This is a genomic window from Salinibacterium amurskyense (assembly GCF_002797685.1).
Taxonomy (GTDB): Bacteria; Actinomycetota; Actinomycetes; order Actinomycetales; family Microbacteriaceae; genus Rhodoglobus; species Rhodoglobus amurskyensis.
In genome coordinates this window covers 108,668-125,320 of record NZ_PGFH01000001.1, presented here as the reverse complement: position 1 = coordinate 125,320, position 16,653 = coordinate 108,668, and the positions used below count along the sequence as shown (strand labels likewise).

19 protein-coding genes are annotated in these 16,653 nt (G+C 64.3%); 8 read left to right on the top strand and 11 right to left on the bottom strand.

Going from position 1 to position 16,653, the window contains the following annotated elements; translation table 11 throughout:
- Positions 1-62: 62 nt before the first annotated feature.
- Entirely contained in the window at positions 63-875 is an 813-nt protein-coding gene (locus tag CLV85_RS00605; RefSeq protein WP_100387688.1) for an aldo/keto reductase, read from the top strand.
- A gap of 63 nt (positions 876-938) precedes the next feature.
- On the opposite strand, the gene CLV85_RS00600 is transcribed toward CLV85_RS00605, so the two are convergent.
- Both CLV85_RS00600 and CLV85_RS00595 read right to left on the bottom strand, forming a co-directional pair.
- Complete coding sequence (locus CLV85_RS00600) at positions 939-1,655, bottom strand: ABC transporter ATP-binding protein (RefSeq protein ID WP_100387687.1); 717 nt, start codon at positions 1,653-1,655, stop codon at positions 939-941.
- The gene (locus tag CLV85_RS00595; RefSeq protein WP_100387686.1) at positions 1,652-2,725 is read right to left on the bottom strand and encodes an ABC transporter permease; all 1,074 of its coding nucleotides are present in this window, start codon (positions 2,723-2,725) and stop codon (positions 1,652-1,654) included. Before CLV85_RS00595 ends, CLV85_RS00600 begins: the two co-directional genes overlap by 4 nt.
- Before the next feature lie 163 nt (positions 2,726-2,888).
- Between CLV85_RS00595 and CLV85_RS00590 the strand changes: the two genes are divergently transcribed.
- Together CLV85_RS00590 and CLV85_RS00585 are read left to right on the top strand one after the other, a co-directional pair.
- Positions 2,889-4,136, top strand: coding sequence for a sensor histidine kinase (locus CLV85_RS00590; protein ID WP_100387685.1), 1,248 nt, complete (start codon positions 2,889-2,891; stop codon positions 4,134-4,136).
- Positions 4,133-4,753: a response regulator transcription factor gene (locus CLV85_RS00585; RefSeq protein ID WP_100387684.1), complete on the top strand. Its 621-nt coding sequence runs from the start codon at positions 4,133-4,135 to the stop codon at positions 4,751-4,753. Before CLV85_RS00590 ends, CLV85_RS00585 begins: the two co-directional genes overlap by 4 nt.
- Positions 4,754-4,768: 15 nt before the next feature.
- On the opposite strand, the gene CLV85_RS00580 is transcribed toward CLV85_RS00585, so the two are convergent.
- The 3 genes from CLV85_RS00580 to CLV85_RS00570 form a co-directional block, all read right to left on the bottom strand.
- The gene (locus CLV85_RS00580; RefSeq protein WP_100387683.1) at positions 4,769-5,164 is read right to left on the bottom strand and encodes a GntR family transcriptional regulator; all 396 of its coding nucleotides are present in this window, start codon (positions 5,162-5,164) and stop codon (positions 4,769-4,771) included.
- Positions 5,165-5,212: 48 nt separating this feature from the next.
- Positions 5,213-6,187 carry a 1-phosphofructokinase family hexose kinase gene (locus tag CLV85_RS00575; protein WP_100387682.1) on the bottom strand — a complete coding sequence of 325 codons (975 nt, stop codon included), beginning with the start codon at positions 6,185-6,187 and terminating at the stop codon, positions 5,213-5,215.
- A gap of 76 nt (positions 6,188-6,263) precedes the next feature.
- Complete coding sequence (locus CLV85_RS00570; protein WP_100387681.1) at positions 6,264-6,764, bottom strand: GNAT family N-acetyltransferase; 501 nt, start codon at positions 6,762-6,764, stop codon at positions 6,264-6,266.
- A 152-nt stretch (positions 6,765-6,916) separates the two neighbouring features.
- Between CLV85_RS00570 and CLV85_RS00565 the strand changes: the two genes are divergently transcribed.
- The 5 genes from CLV85_RS00565 (at position 6,917) to CLV85_RS00545 (ending at position 11,051) form a co-directional block, all read left to right on the top strand.
- On the top strand, positions 6,917-8,155 hold the full coding sequence (locus CLV85_RS00565) for a Fic family protein (RefSeq protein WP_229820430.1): 1,239 nt from the start codon (positions 6,917-6,919) through the stop codon (positions 8,153-8,155).
- 42 nt (positions 8,156-8,197) lie between these two features.
- The gene (locus CLV85_RS00560) at positions 8,198-8,401 is read left to right on the top strand and encodes a hypothetical protein (RefSeq protein ID WP_100387679.1); all 204 of its coding nucleotides are present in this window, start codon (positions 8,198-8,200) and stop codon (positions 8,399-8,401) included.
- A 296-nt stretch (positions 8,402-8,697) separates the two neighbouring features.
- On the top strand, positions 8,698-9,171 hold the full coding sequence (locus CLV85_RS00555; protein WP_100387678.1) for a hypothetical protein: 474 nt from the start codon (positions 8,698-8,700) through the stop codon (positions 9,169-9,171).
- Positions 9,172-9,319: 148 nt separating this feature from the next.
- The gene (locus tag CLV85_RS00550; RefSeq protein ID WP_100387677.1) at positions 9,320-9,829 is read left to right on the top strand and encodes a hypothetical protein; all 510 of its coding nucleotides are present in this window, start codon (positions 9,320-9,322) and stop codon (positions 9,827-9,829) included.
- Positions 9,830-9,863: 34 nt separating this feature from the next.
- Positions 9,864-11,051, top strand: coding sequence for an MFS transporter (locus CLV85_RS00545; protein WP_100387676.1), 1,188 nt, complete (start codon positions 9,864-9,866; stop codon positions 11,049-11,051).
- A gap of 62 nt (positions 11,052-11,113) precedes the next feature.
- Here the strand turns inward: CLV85_RS00545 and CLV85_RS00540 are convergent, their stop codons facing one another.
- The 6 genes from CLV85_RS00540 to CLV85_RS00515 all read right to left on the bottom strand — a co-directional run bounded on the left by CLV85_RS00540 (position 11,114) and on the right by CLV85_RS00515 (position 16,651).
- On the bottom strand, positions 11,114-11,482 hold the full coding sequence (locus tag CLV85_RS00540) for a hypothetical protein (RefSeq protein ID WP_100387675.1): 369 nt from the start codon (positions 11,480-11,482) through the stop codon (positions 11,114-11,116).
- A gap of 54 nt (positions 11,483-11,536) precedes the next feature.
- Positions 11,537-11,893: a cupin domain-containing protein gene (locus tag CLV85_RS00535; RefSeq protein WP_100387674.1), complete on the bottom strand. Its 357-nt coding sequence runs from the start codon at positions 11,891-11,893 to the stop codon at positions 11,537-11,539.
- A 4-nt stretch (positions 11,894-11,897) separates the two neighbouring features.
- Positions 11,898-13,757: a YhgE/Pip domain-containing protein gene (locus CLV85_RS00530; RefSeq protein WP_100387673.1), complete on the bottom strand. Its 1,860-nt coding sequence runs from the start codon at positions 13,755-13,757 to the stop codon at positions 11,898-11,900.
- A complete protein-coding gene (locus tag CLV85_RS00525) occupies positions 13,754-14,461 on the bottom strand; it encodes a hypothetical protein (RefSeq protein ID WP_100387672.1) in 708 nt (235 codons plus the stop codon). The genes CLV85_RS00530 and CLV85_RS00525 overlap by 4 nt, the downstream gene beginning before the upstream one ends.
- Entirely contained in the window at positions 14,461-15,117 is a 657-nt protein-coding gene (locus tag CLV85_RS00520; protein ID WP_100387671.1) for a TetR/AcrR family transcriptional regulator, read from the bottom strand. The genes CLV85_RS00525 and CLV85_RS00520 overlap by 1 nt, the downstream gene beginning before the upstream one ends.
- Positions 15,118-15,223: 106 nt before the next feature.
- Positions 15,224-16,651, bottom strand: a complete 1,428-nt coding sequence (locus CLV85_RS00515; protein ID WP_100387670.1) for an NAD(P)/FAD-dependent oxidoreductase — start codon at positions 16,649-16,651, stop codon at positions 15,224-15,226.
- Between the last annotated feature and the right edge of the window lie 2 nt (positions 16,652-16,653).

Genomic DNA, 16,653 nt, shown 5'->3' with positions numbered 1-16,653 from the left:
GCGCGGGGATTCGCTTCAGCGAGTCCTCGCGCACTGTCATATCCGTCGCTTAGCCTAAGACGATGATCCCTTCGATTGCGCTCAACGACGGCCACAGCATCCCCCAACTCGGTCTCGGCACGTGGCCGCTCGGCGATGCTGAAGTCGCTGTTGTTGTGCCGACCGCCATCGAGCTCGGCTACCGCCACATCGACACGGCAGCCAAGTACGGCAACGAAGCGGGCGTGGGCGAGGGCATCCGGCGCAGCGGTATTGATCGCGACGAACTCTTCGTCACGACCAAGCTGGATGGGCAATACCAGGGTGAGGATCGCGCAATCGAGGGCCTGCGGGGCAGCCTCGAACGCCTCGATCTCGAGTTCGTTGACCTGCTGCTGATTCACTGGCCGCTGCCCGACCGCGGTGAATTCCTGTCGACGTGGCGCACCTTCGAGAAGCTTCAGGCCGAGGGCTTTACACGCTCCATCGGTGTCTCCAACTTCAAGCCGGCCCACCTTGATGTGCTGCTGGATGCTGGCGCCACCGTTCCGGCCGTCAACCAGGTCGACCTCTCGCCGACCAACGCTCGCCTCGCGGAGCGGGCGTACCACGACTCCCGCGGAATCGTTACGGAAGCGTGGAGCCCCATCAAAGACATCCTCGATCAGCCTGTGCTGCTCGAGATTGCAGAAAAGCACGAGCGTTCGGCCGCTCAAGTCGCGCTGCGCTCGCACCTGCAAAACGGCATCGTCGCTATTCCGAAGTCGGCCAACCCCGAGAGGCTGGCCGACAACATTGCGGTCTTCGACTTCGAACTCGACTCGCGCGACCTCGAAGCCATTGCGGCGATCGACGTGCCGGGGTCAGGCGCTGACTCCGACCAGATCGGTCACTAGCGCGCAAGCTAGCGAGGCGGTTCGCTCGGCCGGTTCGCCGGGCCGGTTCGCTGGGCCGGTTCGTTAGAGGGCGACGGGCACTTCGCCGCGTACTTCGCCGCGCACCGACTCGAGCGCGCCATCCACCATGTTCACAACCGCGTGCATGCGCGGAAGGTGCACGAGGTCGTGGGTCACGAGCAGCGTTGAAGTGTTGCGTTCGTCGGTGAGGCGCAGGATGAGCTCGATGATGCTCGCACCGCGCTCTTGGTCGAGAGCACTCGTCGGTTCGTCAACGAGCAGTACCTTCGGGTCGTTCATGAGGGCGCGAGCGATGTTGATGCGTTGGCGCTGACCGCCCGACAGCTGATGCGGTCGCTTGTGAGCCTGGTCGGCGAGGCCCACGGCATCCAGCAGTTCACGAGCGTGAGCGGCAACCTCGGCACGCTTGCCGCGGCTGTGCGGGGCTCCGAGTTCGTTCATGACGGCGAGCTGTTCCAGTGCGGTCAGCGAGGGCAGCAGGTTCGACTGCTGAAACACGATGCCGATGCTGTCGCGGCGCAGCTCCGTCGCTTCTGGCGCAGACAGTTGGGCGGCATCCACATCGTCGATCATGACGCGACCAGAGTCGGGGTGAATGAGGGTGGCGGCTACCGCGAGCAGGCTCGACTTGCCGGACCCACTTGGCCCCGTAATGCCGGTGACCGTGCCGGGCCGGGCGCTGAGCGTGACGTGGTCGACGGCGGTGACGCGGCCTTCGCCATCGGGAAACGTGAGAGTGACGTTGTCGAGAGTGATCATCGGGTGCTCCCTAGGGCAGTGAGTGGATCGGCGGTGGTGACGGAACGCAGGGCGAAGGCGGCGCCGGCGAGGCCGAGCACAATCATCACGACTCCCGGCAGCAGGGTGGTGAACGGGCTCAGGATGAACGGCAGCGCGTCACCCATGAGCGCGCCGAGTAACGCAGTTACCCCGATGCCGATCCCGACACCAATCAGCAGCACGATGAGGGCCTGACCTAGAGCATCGCGAACGAGGGAGGAAGTGGATGCTCCGAGCGCCTTCAGCATCGCAATGTCTGCCTTGCGCTGCATCGTCCACACGGTGAAGAACGCACCTATCACGAGGGCGGAAATGCCGAACAGCATCGCGACCATGAGCAGCAGCGAACCGATCTCCGAGCGGAACGAACTGACAGCGGTCAGCGACAGCAAAACCGAGTTGCTGAGGGTGTCGGCATCGGCGTTGATGGCATCCCAGTCGGCATCGCCGGTGACCGCAATGGCGGTGGCGTAGGCATCCGGATTGCCGGTCGTAGCGGAGTAACCCTGCCAGTCGTCGAGCGTCATCTGCACGACGGGCGTGTGGTTGTACCACCAGTTGCCGCTGACCTTCTCGACTGTGTAGTCGGTGCCGGCGATCGTGATGGTGTCGCCGGTGGTGACGTCGAGGCCGGTGGCGGCATCCTCGGAGAGTCCGACCTTGCCGTCGCCGCTCGGAGCAGTGTCGTCGAAGTCGGCGACAACGCCGAAGATGGCGATGGCGGTGCTGGACTCGGGGGATTCCGCCTTGGTTTGCGAAACTCCGATGGGGTTGGCTGAGACCACGCCGTCGGCGACAGCCCAGGTCGTCGCCTGCTTTTCGGTGACGTTCGAGTCGGAGAAGCTCGCCTCATCCGCGCCCTTGCTGCTCGGGGTTGCAAACACAAGTTGGTCGGCGGGGAGTGAGAGAACGCCCGAGATGTTCTGGGCAGCGAGCCCGCCAGTGAGGCCGCTGAGAAATCCGACGAGCAAAGTGATGAGGGCAACGACGGTGCCAATGAGCACAAATCGTCCGCGGGCAAAGCGCAGATCGCGCCACGCAACAAACATGGGGAGTCCTTTCGGCGTCGACGAATGGCGACAGTAACCAGACTGCTCTGTTTGTATCGGCGATACATCGGCCGAGAGGGTGCACTTGCGAACGCTAAGTGCGGAGCCCACAATCATCCTTTCGGTGGATAGGAGCGGTCGTGCGCGGCAGTAGGGTCGAAGAATGAGCCACACTGCGTTGACCCCTGTCTTTGTGGGGTTGCGCACCAGTTTGCATATTCTCTTTGTTGCTTTAACCGTGCTGGTTGTCGTGCGTGCTCTCGTGGAAAGCAACCCCTACACCGTGGCGGTGGTCGTGCTCGCGGTAGTGCTGCTCGCCACCTATGGTTTCGGCGGGTATTTGGCCCGGCATGCCATGAGCTCGGGAGCGAGTGCTCAGTCAGCCACCGCCTACGTGTGGGCGCTCGTGCTGTCGGCAGAGTGGCTGGTGCTGGTGTGGTTGAGCCCGGATGCCGCCTACCTCGTGTTCCCGCTGTTCTTTCTCTATCTGCACCTGTTGCCGCGCGGCTGGCGCACCCTCGCCGTGCTGGGATCGACGTTGCTGGCCATTGCCGCCCTCGGTCTCCACAGCGAGTGGACGGTCGGCGGAGTGGTCGGCCCCCTCGTCGGTGCGGGCGTCGCGATCGTGATCGGTCTCGGCTACAAGTCACTCGCGGCCGAGGCGGCGGAACGCGAACTGTTGGTGAAGCAACTCCTTGAGACGCGCGACCAGCTGGCGCAGACTGAACGTGAATCCGGGGTGCTTGCCGAACGCGCCCGACTCGCGCGCGAGATTCACGACACCGTGGCTCAAGGGCTGTCGAGCATCCAGATGCTGCTGCATGCTGCGGAGCGCGCTGACCCGGATGCCGCTGGCCTCGAGCATGTGCGTCTGGCTCGGGAGACTGCCGCCGCCAACTTGGCCGACACTCGTAACTTCATCCGCGAGCTCGCACCGGCAGCCCTCGTGGACCAGGGGATTGGTGCAGCGTTGCGCCGCCTTGCAGACACTCAGTGGCAGAGCCCTGAACGCGAAGTGCGCGTTCGCGTGGCGGATGCGCTCGACCTGCCGATGCCCGTGCAGACCGCGCTGTTGCGAATCGCGCAGGGAGCAATGGCGAACGTCGTGCAGCACTCCGAAGCAACGCAGGCGACTATCTCGATCGAACGCGATCGTTCGCACGTGCGGCTGACGATTGCCGATAACGGTCGCGGCTTTGACCCCGCCGTGGTCGAGGATGCATCGGCGCGAGGTTTCTCAGATTCGTTCGGGCTCACGGCTACGCGCGAGCGAGTCGAGCAGCTCGATGGCGCGCTGACGGTCGAGTCGCAGGCGGGCGAGGGCACCACGGTAATGGTCGATCTGACGGTGGCTCCGCGGGCGGTTGCTGGTTCTGCTGCGGACGCGACCGAGTCGGAGGAGCGCGCATGATTCGGGTAGCGATTGCCGACGACCATCCTGTGGTGCGCGCGGGCCTGCGGGCACTGCTGGAGCACGAAGACGACCTGACGGTGGTCGGCGAGGCCGCGACTCCGGATGAGGCGTTCGCGCTCGTGCAGTCGGTGCACCCGAGTGTGGTGCTGATGGATCTGCAGTTTGGGGCGCAGGAGACCGGCGCCGATGTCACGCGCCGCATCCGCGCGCTGGAGGCTGCCCCCTACGTTTTGGTGCTGACCAACTACGACACCGATGGTGACATTCTGGGTGCGGTCGAAGCCGGCGCGAGTGGCTACTTGCTCAAGGACGCTCCGCCGCACGAGTTGATCGCAGCAGTGCGTGCTGCGGCTGCGGGGGAGAGTGCCCTGGCGCCCGTCATTGCGGGGCGGCTGCTTGATCGGATGCGAGCGCCGCAAGTGAGCCTCAGCAAGCGCGAGATCGAAGTGCTGGAGCGGGTTGCTGCCGGGATGTCGAACGCGGCCATCGCCGGAGAGATGTTCGTGTCGCAGACCACCGTGAAGTCGCATCTCGTGCACATCTTCTCGAAGCTGAACGTGTCATCGCGCACGGCTGCGGTGTCGAAGGCGCGCGAACTGGGAGTGCTGCGGTAGCTCGCAGCTGCGCTGCTATTTCTTGAGCGCGATGGTGATGAAGCGCAGCGCTTCGTCGTCGCTGATGCCGAGTTCGGCAGCGCGACTGGCGTACGCCTTGGCCTCGAGTTGAAGTAGGGCGGCGGCATCGCCGGGCTGGGCTTTGACGACGGTGCCGTTGCGGCCGCGCGAGTGCAGAAAGCCATCGGCTTCGAGCTCGCGGTAGGCGCGGGCCACAGTGTTGGGCGCAATGCCGAGGTCGCTCGCGAGTTGGCGCACCGTGGCGAGCTTGGTGCCAGCGAGCAGCTCACCGCTCGTGATCTGAGCAATAGCTTGAGCCTTAATCTGCTCAAAAGGCGGGATCGACGCCGAGGTATCGATCTCGAAAGTAACGGGACTTTCGGTCGGGGTGCGACGCCATGATTCAGCCATGGTTGATTGTCTCACACGCCCTTTTGCGGCATCCGAGGCTATTCACAACTAGTAACGAGTGGCCTCGGGGAGCAGTTTTTCGAGCGCTTCCACTTCGGCAATCGCGCACATCTCGGTAGCCGGTTTCGCCGCGGTGGCGCTGCCGGCGCACACGGCGGAACGGAACGCGGCCTCGGGATCGCGCCCCTGCGACAGCCGCCACACGAACGCTCCGAGGAAAGCGTCGCCCGCTCCCACCGCGCTCTGCACTTGCACGTGAGGCACCGGCAAACGGATGACGCCTGCAGCCGAGGCGAGCACGGCACCCTGGTCGCCTAGAGTGAGGGCCACGAGTTGGGCGGAGCCGCGCGCGACAAGTTCGGCGGCGGCATCCACTTCGGCCTGCTCGGTGGAGAGTTCTCGACCGACGAGCTCGCTGAGTTCACGCAGGCTGGGTTTCACGAGATAGACGCCCTCGGCGAGAGCGGCGGCCAGCGCATCGCCCGAGGTGTCGATGATCGAGCGTGCTCCGCGTTGGTGCGCCAAGCGCGCGACTTGGGCATAAAAGTTGGTGGGCACTCCGGGTGGCAGACTGCCGCTGGCCACGACGTAGCCGCCGGGAACGATCGCGGCCTCGAGCGCCGCGAGGCAACTGCGCCACTCGGCCTCGGAGAACTCGGGGCCCTGCAGCACGAAGCGAAACTGTTCGCCCGAGCCGCCCTCGTCCACCGTGAAACTCTCTCGGGTGGTGCCGTCAATCGGCACGACCACACTCGGCACGTTCTCGGCCTCAAGCAGCTGACGGTAGGTCGCACCGGTCAGGCCGCCCGCAGCGTAGATGGCGAGCGCATCTCCGCCGAGACTCTGGATGGTGCGCGCCACATTCACGCCGCCGCCCCCCGGGTCGATCCGGCTGGGGCCGCAGCGCATCTTGTGATCCTTGATGACCTGCGCTGTCGACGTGCTGATGTCGAGCGCAGGGTTCACCGTGAGCGTCACGATCGGCCGTGCCCTCGTGGGCAGCGGAAAAGTAGCGGATGCCATGATCCTCATTTTACGGCGCTGCGGTTGTGCTGCGGTGGGTTCGCGCTCGCGAAAGTCGACCGGGTGGTGCGACGCTTTACGCGCTGTCGAGCTGTTTGCTCATCCGGTAGTTCGTCATCCGGATGCCGTGGATAAGCAGGTGCTGCTCAGCGTCGGTCGAAAACCCGCGTGATGCGAAGAGCGGGCGAGCGGTGATGCTGACGTTGGCAGTGAGTGCGATGGCTCCGTGCTCGCGGGCGGCTAGTTCGTTGTGCTTGAGAAGTGCCGAGGCCACACCTTTGCGTGAGTATTGCGGGGAGACGAACATCATGTCGATGAAGCCGCTGTCGTCGACATCGGAGAAGCCGGCGATTTCGTTATCCACGAGGGCTACGACACTGTTGCGATTGACCATTGCCTGCGCCCACGCGCTGAGCTCGCGTTCCTGTGGTCGGGCCCATGCGGCGATCTGCTCTGGCGAGTAATCGACCGCGGCAGTGACGGTGATCGCGTCGAGAAACACGGCCAGGGTGGCGTGAGCATCCGCGGTTAGGAAGGTGCGGAGCTGGATCGCGGGCTGCGTTGTCGTGTGAGGCATTGGCTCTATTCTGCTCGGAGCAATCGCGAGCCCACAATGGTGGCAACCTTATCTTTCTGGTTCTGGTGCTTGATCATCCCACTGGGGGCTAACCGCGGGTCGGGCAGTCCTTTACCATCATTTAGTGCATTAAGTGATGGTACAGTCGAGCCGTGGAATCAGATGACTTAGCAGTGGGGATGATCCCCGTGCCGCCGCTGCGCCACGAGACTCTTCAGTGGGTTCCCCGGCATCCGCAGATGTACTCCAAAGCCGAAGTGGAGCGCCAAACGGGTGAATACGCGGCAGCGCTCACCCCCGCGCTCGCGCAATGGGTACCGCGGCTCGGGGGCGAAACGATGGCAGATGTCGAAGAGGCCGCCCTCGCGCTCCGAGAGTTTGACCTTCACTCGCTCACGCTTTTCGGGTCAGCAGATCCAACACTTGCACCGATGTCGGCCATACTTTTGCGAACGGAGTCTGCGTCAAGCAGCCAGATAGAACAACTGACGACATCCGCAAAGCAACTTGCGCTTGCCGAGCTTGACGAAGGCCGCAAGCACAACGCACTCACTGTGGTGGGAAACGTTCGCGCTATGGAAGCCGCAATTCGACTCTCGGCCACCCTCGACGAACCAAGCATCCTCGCGATGCATTACGAGTTGCTCAGTCGTCAACCTGGGGTTGAGCACGAAGCGGGACGCTATCGCGAGGAACTCGTGTGGATTGGAAATCGAGACAATGCTGGGCCGCGGGGAGCAACCTTCATCGCTCCTCAGCATCGGCAGGTGGCGGCTGCGGTGAGCGATGTTGTTCACTTCATGCGTCGAGTAGATGTGCCAGCACTTGTGCAGGTCGCCGTGGCGCACGCTCAGTTCGAGACCATTCATCCGTTCGTGGACGGAAACGGTCGCACCGGTAGAGCAATCGCTCAGGCGATGTTGCGGAACAAGGGGCTGACAACCCACACGACAGTGCCCCTCTCGGCAGGTCTGCTCGTGGATACCGAGAGCTATTTTTCGGCGTTGACCGCATACCGCGCAGGCGACGCCGGGCCCATCGTGCGACGTTTCGCGGATGCCGCCCGCTACGCAGCCGTGACCGGGCGCGAACTGGTGGACAGCCTCGCGGCCGAGCTGCAGCGATCTCGCGAGGCGCTAAGCGGCATCCGTTCTGACTCGGCAGCCTGGAGAGTCTTACCGCGCCTGATCGGGCAACCCGTTGTCAACGCTCGGTATCTCGTCGAGGCGCTGGCGCTCACTGACGCAACCGTAGTTCGAGCGCTCGACGTGCTCGTCGACCGCGGAGTGATTGTCGAACGAACTGGATTCTCACGCAACCGAGTGTGGGAGCACCCCGGAATTCTTGGCGTGCTTGATTCCTATGCAGCCCGGATTCGTCGCGGGGTATGAGCGTCGCTAGCGCCGAGGTGGTCGCGCGCGTAACCTGAGCGTATGTCTGATTATGTGGGTCGCCAGTTAATCACCGTCACCGTCCCCGGCACTGACATGGAGGCCGCGGCGGCGGCGCTGCGGGAGAAGCTGGCCAAGTATCCCGACGCTCGCGTCACGGCCCTGACGCAGCGTTCGACCAGCATGTGGGCTGGCATCTTTTCGCAAAACATCCAGCTACTCGCCGCGATCGAATACACCGAGTAGCGAAACGGTCAACGCCTTGAGCCCGTCCACCTCCATTGGGCTCTGACGCGAGCCATCACCTGTGCCTCCGGGTTGACACGGGCCCCGCGCTCGCGTCGAGCAGTTCTGTTATTCGGTCCATCACGTTCTCCGCTTTGTAGGGTTGCTCCTACTCAGTACATGTCCGACTTCACTATGGCTGTCCACGTTTGCGGCGATTAATTGTCGCTTGCCCATTAGTCGCTCGACATTTTCTCGACTTCTGGCCTAGCCTATGGGTGGGGAAGGGGCTTACGCACGATCGCGAGGATTTTCTCATGTCGCAAGACTCGATGACCAAGGTGATGGAGTCGGACGACCTGTCGCGGGCCAAGGTGATCGTGGCGGGCACCCAACGCCTGATTGTCACGGCGGCGCTCGCGACGGTCGGCTACGGCGCGTTCCTTCTGGCGGGCAAGGGAATTTGTGCGGGCGTGCTCAATAGCGGAGGCGGCTTTCTCGACGCGGGTCGCAACATCGTTGTCAGCGTTCCGCAGTGCATCTCTTTGGCTCAAGCGCCCAGCGGCCTCATCTACGTCGTGATCGCTGTCACCACGATTCTTGCGATCCGTACAGTGCAGCGCCGGGCGGGCACGGCTGCAGAGGTTCTGCGCTATATCGACCGTGCGGCCGCCGGCATTATCATTCTGGCCGTGGCAGCCGTGATCATCAGTTATGCCTGGTTCTCACCTATTCCGAGCACCGATTGGGATGGCGGGGGCACGCTCCTCTTCTTGCCCTTGGCGCGGTAGGCCTGGATCCTTCTCCTCATCGTGACGTCGGGCTCGTCCCAATGAACCTCCGCGCTGCGCGAGGAGGGTTAGTTGGTCGACGGGCTCGATATTTTCTCGACTTTCGCCGTAGCCTAGGGGGACCACGAATTAACGCGAGGAGATTCCCATGTCCCAGGAGTCGATGACCGAGACGGCGAATTCCACGGGCCTGACTCAGGCCAAAGAGATCGTGGCGCGCATCCAGCGACTGATCATCACGGCAGCGCTCGCAGCGTTCGGCTACGGCGCCTTTCTCATGGCCGGTAGGTCGTATTGCCCGGGCGGATTCAGCGGCGACGGTGACTTTATCGATGCGGATGGCAACGTCACCGAGAGTGTGCCGCAGTGCATCTCCCTCACTCTCGGACCGAGTGGTGTCATCTACATTGCGATCGCTGTCATCGCGATTCTTGCGATCCGCGCCGTGCAGCGCCGGGCAAGTACGGTGGCGGCGGCCATGCGCTATCTCGACCGTGCCGCTGCCGGCATCGTGATTCTTGTAGTTGCATCCTTGGTCATCAGTCACGTCTGGTTCTGGCAAATTCCGATTACCGACTGGAATGGCAGTGGAACATTCTTCTTCCCGTTCCCCTTCGGTGCAGTAGAGGTCGACATTTCACCGATGCAGTCGCAGTAAGCCGAGTGCGCGGTTAGCTGGGAGAATTGATCCCATGACCGCCACTGCCACGCCGGCCCGCCTTCGCGCTGCTGCGATTGCGACGTTTCTCGTTTTCGGAATCAACGGCCTGGTGTTCGCCAGCTGGGCGGCCCGCATCCCCGCCGTCACAGAAACCCTGAGCCTCACGCCGGGGCAGATGGGCGGACTGCTGTTGTGCCTCGCCGTGGGCTCTCTTATCGCGCTCCCGACGGCGGGTTTCATCACTGAGCGAATCGGTGCCGCCAACACAGTACGAGTCGCCGGCCTCATCGCGGCGCTCGCCGCGGCAGGCGTCGCGCTCTCGCTTTCTGCTGCCACCACCATGGGCACCGCCGTATCGCTCTTCATCTTCGGTATCGGAATCGGGCTCTGGGATGTCGCGATCAATATCGAAGGTGCCCACGTCGAACACAGGCTGGGGCGCACCATCATGCCGCAGTTGCACGCCGCTTTCAGCGGGGGAGCGTTCCTCGGAGCCATCATCGGTGCGGGTCTTGCCAACATCGGTATCGGGCTACCGGCTCACCTCTTCGTCATCGCTGCTGTTGTTGCGGTGGCGACGCAATGGCTTCCGCGTTACTTTGTGCCGCGCATCCCGGAGCCGACTCAGCCCACAGGCGACGTTGCTTCGCCCCAGGCGCGCAGCGCGTGGAGTGACCGCCGCACCCTGCTCATTGGTGTTGTGGTGCTCGGGGCGACGCTCACCGAAGGCGCCGGGAATGACTGGATCGCCAAGGCTGCGGTCGACGGACTCGAGGTCACCGAAGCCAACGGTGCCTTCATGTTCGCCACCTTCGTGCTGGCGATGACGGCTATGCGCTTCTTCGGCGGCCGAGCGATTGATGCGTTCGGTCGCGTCGTCGTGCTGCGGGGAAGCATGGCCGCAGCCGCCATCGGCCTCACCGTTTTCGTGGTCGCCCCCACCCTCTGGCTCGCCCTGATCGGTGTCGCACTCTGGGGAGTTGGGGCTGCGCTCGCCTTCCCGATGGGGATGTCGGCGGCAGCCGATGACCCGAAGCACGCTGCGGCCAGAGTGTCTGTCGTTGCCACTATCGGCTACGTGGCCTTCCTTGCCGGACCGCCACTGCTGGGATTCCTCGGCGACGCCGTCGGAATCAGGGGCGCTCTGCTCGCGATCGGGCTTCCGATTCTGGTGGCACTCGTGCTCGCCGGCGCAGCGAAACCGCTGCCGAAGAAGTAGCTCAGCGCCCGTGCGAACGCCGCCGGGGAGCCAGCTCAGGGCTTAGCCGCCGGGGAGTCAGCTCAGGACTTAACGGCTTCGTCGACGATGCCCACGAAGCGACTACCGATGCCGTCGATCTCTGAGCGGTACACGCCCTCAGCAGGCTCGGGGAGCTCCGTGGGGGAGTGCCAGTCGCACGAGAGGTACGTGAACGCGGGCCACCACTTCTTGGGGCGAGCCGCCTCCGTGAAGCCGCAGACCGTGCAGGTCAGCTGCATCCACACAGGGCGCTTGCCGGTGCGGTTGGCGCGCGACTGAACCAGCCACGCTGGCGGGTTGGTTTCAAGTTCTTCGAACTCGGCATCCGACATCCGCGACGGAATGCCGTGCCTCGTGGCCATCTCCAGAGGGATGTCGAGGCGAAGCGCAGCTTCCCGTTTCGTAATCATGCTTCTACGGTACGCGACCCGGGCCGCAGCAGCAGCCTCAAGCGGGCCTACGCGCTAGCTGATGTAGATCTTGCGCAGCGTTTCGGTGATGGTCCAGGTGGTCTGCATGCCGTCGGTGAGCCGCACAACATCGCCGGGGCCGACAACGACGGTGCGATCATCCGCAGCGTAATGGATGCTGGCGCGCCCGCTAATCACGACAAAGACCTCATCGACCTCGGTGTCTGTTGCGGTGCCCACGCTCATCTCCCAGACGCCGATCTCGCTGTCGCCGAGGGTGTCGAGCACGGCGTAGCCCGCGGTGGGAGTGCCCTCCACCACCTCGTCGGCCGCAAGGGCTTCGTGGGCGACGGGGACGGCGCTCGCCGCGAGGGGCGTGCCGGGGGTGAGAAGCGCTGCGGGTTCAGTCATGGGCTCAGCCTATGAGACTGGGCTGCAGATCGCGCAGGGTGCGGCGGTGGGTCATGCGGGTCACTCCGATCGCGGCGAAGATGAGGGCACCACCGAGCCAAGCGCCGAGCACGAGAGCGTCGGTGCCGACCCGCGCAAGGTCGCCGCCGTACATGAGCTGGCGCATGGCATCCACGACGTAGCCCATCGGCAGAATGTGGTGCAGGGCGGCCAGCGGTGCAGGCAGAGTTTGCCACGGGAAGGTGCCGCCGGCGGTCACGAGTTGCAGCACCATGAGCACGAGGCCCAAGAACTGGCCGACGGAGCCGAACCAAATGTTGAGGGCAAGGATGATCGCCGCGTAGGTGAAGCTCGCCGCCACCATCACGCCGAGGGTGCCGACGGGGTGCGTGAAGCTGAAGCCGAGCGCGATTGCGAGAATGCCGAACAGGGCGACCATTTGAAGCGCGCCCAGGATGGCGGGCGTGAGCCACCCAGCCAAGGTGACCCGGATCGGCGACCGCAGGGCCGTCACGGCGCGCTTGGAGACGGGCTTCACGATGAGGAACAGCGCGTAGATTCCAATCCAGCCGGCTAGGGCGCTGAAGAACGGTGCGAGCCCGGCGCCATAGTTGCCGGCAGCGGTCACGGAACTTGACTCGACGGCGACCGGATCAGCGATGGCTTCGGCTTGCAGGGCGCGAAGGTCGGCGCTGGAATCGGGCAGTGCCTCCACGCCGCTCGCGAGGCCGTCGCGCAATTCGGCGGTGCCGTCGGAGAGCGTGGAGAGTCCGCTTTCGAGAGTGCTGACGCCAGCGCTGAGTTGCGATGCTCCGGATGTCGCGCTGCCGGTCGCTGTGGCAATCTGCTGCGCCCCCGAGGCGAGCTCAGCCGCGCTACTCGCGAGCGTGTTCGCGCCCGCGGCGAGTTCATCGACCTGAGCCACCGCGGACTGCACGGTGCCGTTGCCCTCCGCGATGCGATCACTGAGGGGGGCGAGGGCAGAGAGCACCTCGTCGATCTGAGTGGCGTCGAGGCCCTGCTCGGTGAGCGCGGTGACGAGGTCGGCGCGAGCGGTGGGCAGAGCATCCGCAATGGTTTGGGCGGCTGTGCCCGCACGATCGGCGTAACCGGCAAGCTCGGTGTTGCCGCCAGCGACCTGGGCGGCTCCGGCAGAAAGCTGGTCGGCTCCGCTGGCGAGGCTGCTGGTCGCGGCGCTGAGTTCGGTCAATCCCGAGGCGAGCGTGCTCGCGCCATCCGATAGTTCATCGGCGCCCGAAACGGCGTCGCGCGAGCCGTCGAGCAACTGCGAAGCGCCATCGGTGGCATCCGACAGTTCAGAGCGGATGTCAGAGATAGCCGTGAGCAAAGTGCCGGCCGCTTCTTCTCCCACGAGTTCCGCTACCGAGCGCCGAATCTGTTCCACAGCCTGCTTGCCAATCGTGGACGCGAGGTAGTTATTGGCGTCGTTGGTTTCGAGGTCGATCTCAGCTTGATGCGGGTCGGTGCCCCCGATGGAAGTGAGGGCATCCGAGAAGTCGTGGGGGATCGTGACGGTGAAGTCGACGCTACCCTCGGCGAGGGCCGTTTCAGCTTCGCCGGGAGTGAGCACGTGCCACTCAAAGTCGTTGCCCTTGAGGAGATCATTGGCGACTTCGTGGCCGTAGTTCACGGCCTCGGTATCGCCATCGGCGGGCACCCCATCGTCGGTGACGACAAGCCCGACGGGAACTTCTGCGAAGCTGCCGTACGGGTCTTGGTTTGCCCAGAGATACACGCCGCCGTAGAGCACCGGCACGAGCATGAGCGCGAGCAAGGCCAGCATGGCCATGCGTGACGAGGTGAGTCGCCGCAGTTCAGCGGCGATCATGGAGGGAACCTTCATGCGTTTTCTACTCCTACGCCGCCGCCACTTTGGGCCCAGGCGGCGGTACGTTCATCAAATGCTCCGAGGCTGTTGCGCAGGGTTTGCTCGGCGGCTTCAGCTCGCAGGATCACATCGGCGTGCGTGATCGCCCACTCCGAAGCGCGACCGGCAACCGCCAGCACGGCAAAGCCACGGTCGGCGAACTCGCCAAACAGTGTCCACCAGTCGAGTGGCTGGCCGCCGTGACGATCGGGTGCCGTCACGACCAGACCCTCGACGTGCGGGCGCAGCACAGCAAGCTCACACAGCACCCGCAAGCGCGTCGTGGGCTCGATGTCCGCAATGGCGGTGGAGGTGAGGTGGCGAAGGCCCCGCTCATCCAGCCAGCGGCGCGCGGCGAGCGGGTCGGCGCGCTGGCCAGCGAACATCAGCTCTTCGGCGACGACGCCCACGAGCGGTACTCCGGCATCCGGGTCAGAGACGCCGGGAGCGTCAACAAGAGCAACACGACGACGGAGCGCTCGGGCATCCGCTCGCCCGTCGATCGTGACGGTGCCAGTCGAGGGGCGCATGCGACCAGACGCGATAAGGCCAAGAACGGTAGGGCGCTGCTCGGTTTCAGCGACGGCCAGCGTCACGCTGCCGCTGGCGAAGTTCGTGGATGTCGCGGGCAAGTCTTCGGCGTTGCGACCCTGAGTGACGCCGCTGAGTTCGGCCCGCATCAGCGTTCGACGTCGGTTGCTGGTGCGGCATCCGCGGCAGGGTCGCCGAGGATCTCGGGATGCTGCTCGAGCAGCGCGACGGTTTCACGCCACGAGAGGCCAGCCATGCTGAGCGTGGTGCGCACGGCGAGCGAACGCGCTTCGGGCAGGGCGGCATCAACGCGAGTGATGGCGGCACGGGCGGCCTCTTCGACGAGGCGGGCGAGCGTGGCAACATCCACATCGGTGCGCAGAGTGTTGTCGTCTTGCCCGCGCTGCAGAATCGCGGCGACGGCGGCCCGCAGCGGCGCGAGAGCCTTGCCGGTGGAGGCGAGGTGAGCGTCGTCGAGGGCGATGGATGCCGCAACCTGAACGTGCGCGGCCTCTTGCCAGAGCAACGAGGTGAGTCGCGCAAGGGCGAGCTGGGCATCGGGGTCGGTGACGCTGAGGGCGATGCGGTTGAAGCGTTCGGCGCCCGCGTCGATGATCTCGGTGACGAGTGCGTTGCGGTCGGCGAAGTGGCCGTAGAGAGCGCGGCGCGAGAGGCCAGCGCTGCGGGCAATGGTGTCGATCGAGGCTTGAGGGTCGTGCGCAATCGCGGTGGTCGCAGCGCTCAGAATGCCGGCGCGGTTATCGACGGCGTCCTGGCGTGGGCGACGAGGAGCGGGGGTGGTCATGCCCTCACTGTAATAACTTGCACAGTACTGTGCAAGTTATTACAGGTGACTTTCAGGTGCCGAACGGCACCCCCGCTACAGCGTCAGAAGCTACGAACTGAAACGCTTACGAATCGAAGCCAAGGCCTAGAGCATCCAGCGTCTTCAGAATCACGTTGCGGCGACCCTTGTTGTGGTCGGCGCGATCGAGGGACCAGCGCGTGGCATTGATACCCATCGAAGCGATCGGCTCGGGCGGGAACGGCAGCGGCAGCTTCTTCACCATCTCCAGCTCGGTACGCTCGGTCGTGAGGCCGTCGAGCTTGTCGAGCATGACCTGAGCGGCAAAGCGTGTCGCGCCAACACCCAGTCCGGTGAAACCGGCCGAGTACGCGACACGGCCCTTGCGAGCCAGACCGAAGAACGCACTGAACTGAGTCGACGCGTCAATCGCGCCTGCCCAGCGGTGGCTGAACTTGAGACCTTCCAATTGCGGGAACGTCGTAAAGAAGTGACTCGCGAGCTTCTCAAAGCTCTCGGGACGGTTCTCATACTCGTCGCGAACCTTGCGGCCGTAGTGGTAAATCGCGTCATAGCCACCGAACAGAATGCGGTTGTCAGCACTCAAACGGTAGTAGTGGAACTGGTTCGCCATATCCGCGAGGCCCTGGCGGTTCGACCACCCGATCGAGGCAAGCTGCTCGGGGCTCAAGGGTTCCGTCATGAGCACATAGTCATAGACGGGCACCGTGTGCAGGCGCGTGCGCTTCAGCAACGACGGGAAAGCGTTAGTCGCGAGCGCAACCTTGGCGGCGTGAACGCGACCATGCTTGCTGTGCACGACTGCGGCATCCGTGGGTCCACCGGATGTCTCCACTTCACGAACGGGCGAGTTCTCAAAGATCTCCACGCCGAGTTCGCTCGCGACTCGCGCCAGCTCATGAACGAGCTTGGCGGGGTGAATGATCGCGTTGATGCGCTTGTTCCAGATGGCAGCGAGGTAGGTGGGCGAGTTCACTTCGGCGCGCACGGCGGCCTCGTCGAGAAAGACGGTGTCGTCGTTGGTCTCGGTCTCGGTGAGCCACTCGATTTCGTGCTCTTCAATAGCGAGGTCGAGGGAACCGGTACGCTCGAAGTCGACATCGAGGTTGAGGGTCGTGACGGTCTCCTCGATCTCATCGAGGTTCTGCAGGCCGAGGCGTTCGAGCTGGTTGTACTCGGTCGGCCAACGGCTCAGACCGTTCTCTTCGCCGTGGGTGAGGCTAGCTTCGCAGAAACCACCGTTGCGGCCCGAGGCGGCCCAGCCGAGTTCGCGGGCTTCGAGCAGCACAACGCGAGCATCAGGATTGCGCTGCTTGGCGAGCACCGCAGTCCAGAGGCCGAGATATCCTCCTCCCACAACGGCGAGGTCGGCTTTAACGTCACCCTGCAGCGCACTGAACGTGCGCGCGCCGGCGACATCATCAATCCAGAACGGCTTGTGAATCGAACCCTCAAGGGAGTGGCTGATCACGGATGCCGCTGGCACATTTCTTTCGAACACTACTTTGCCCATGG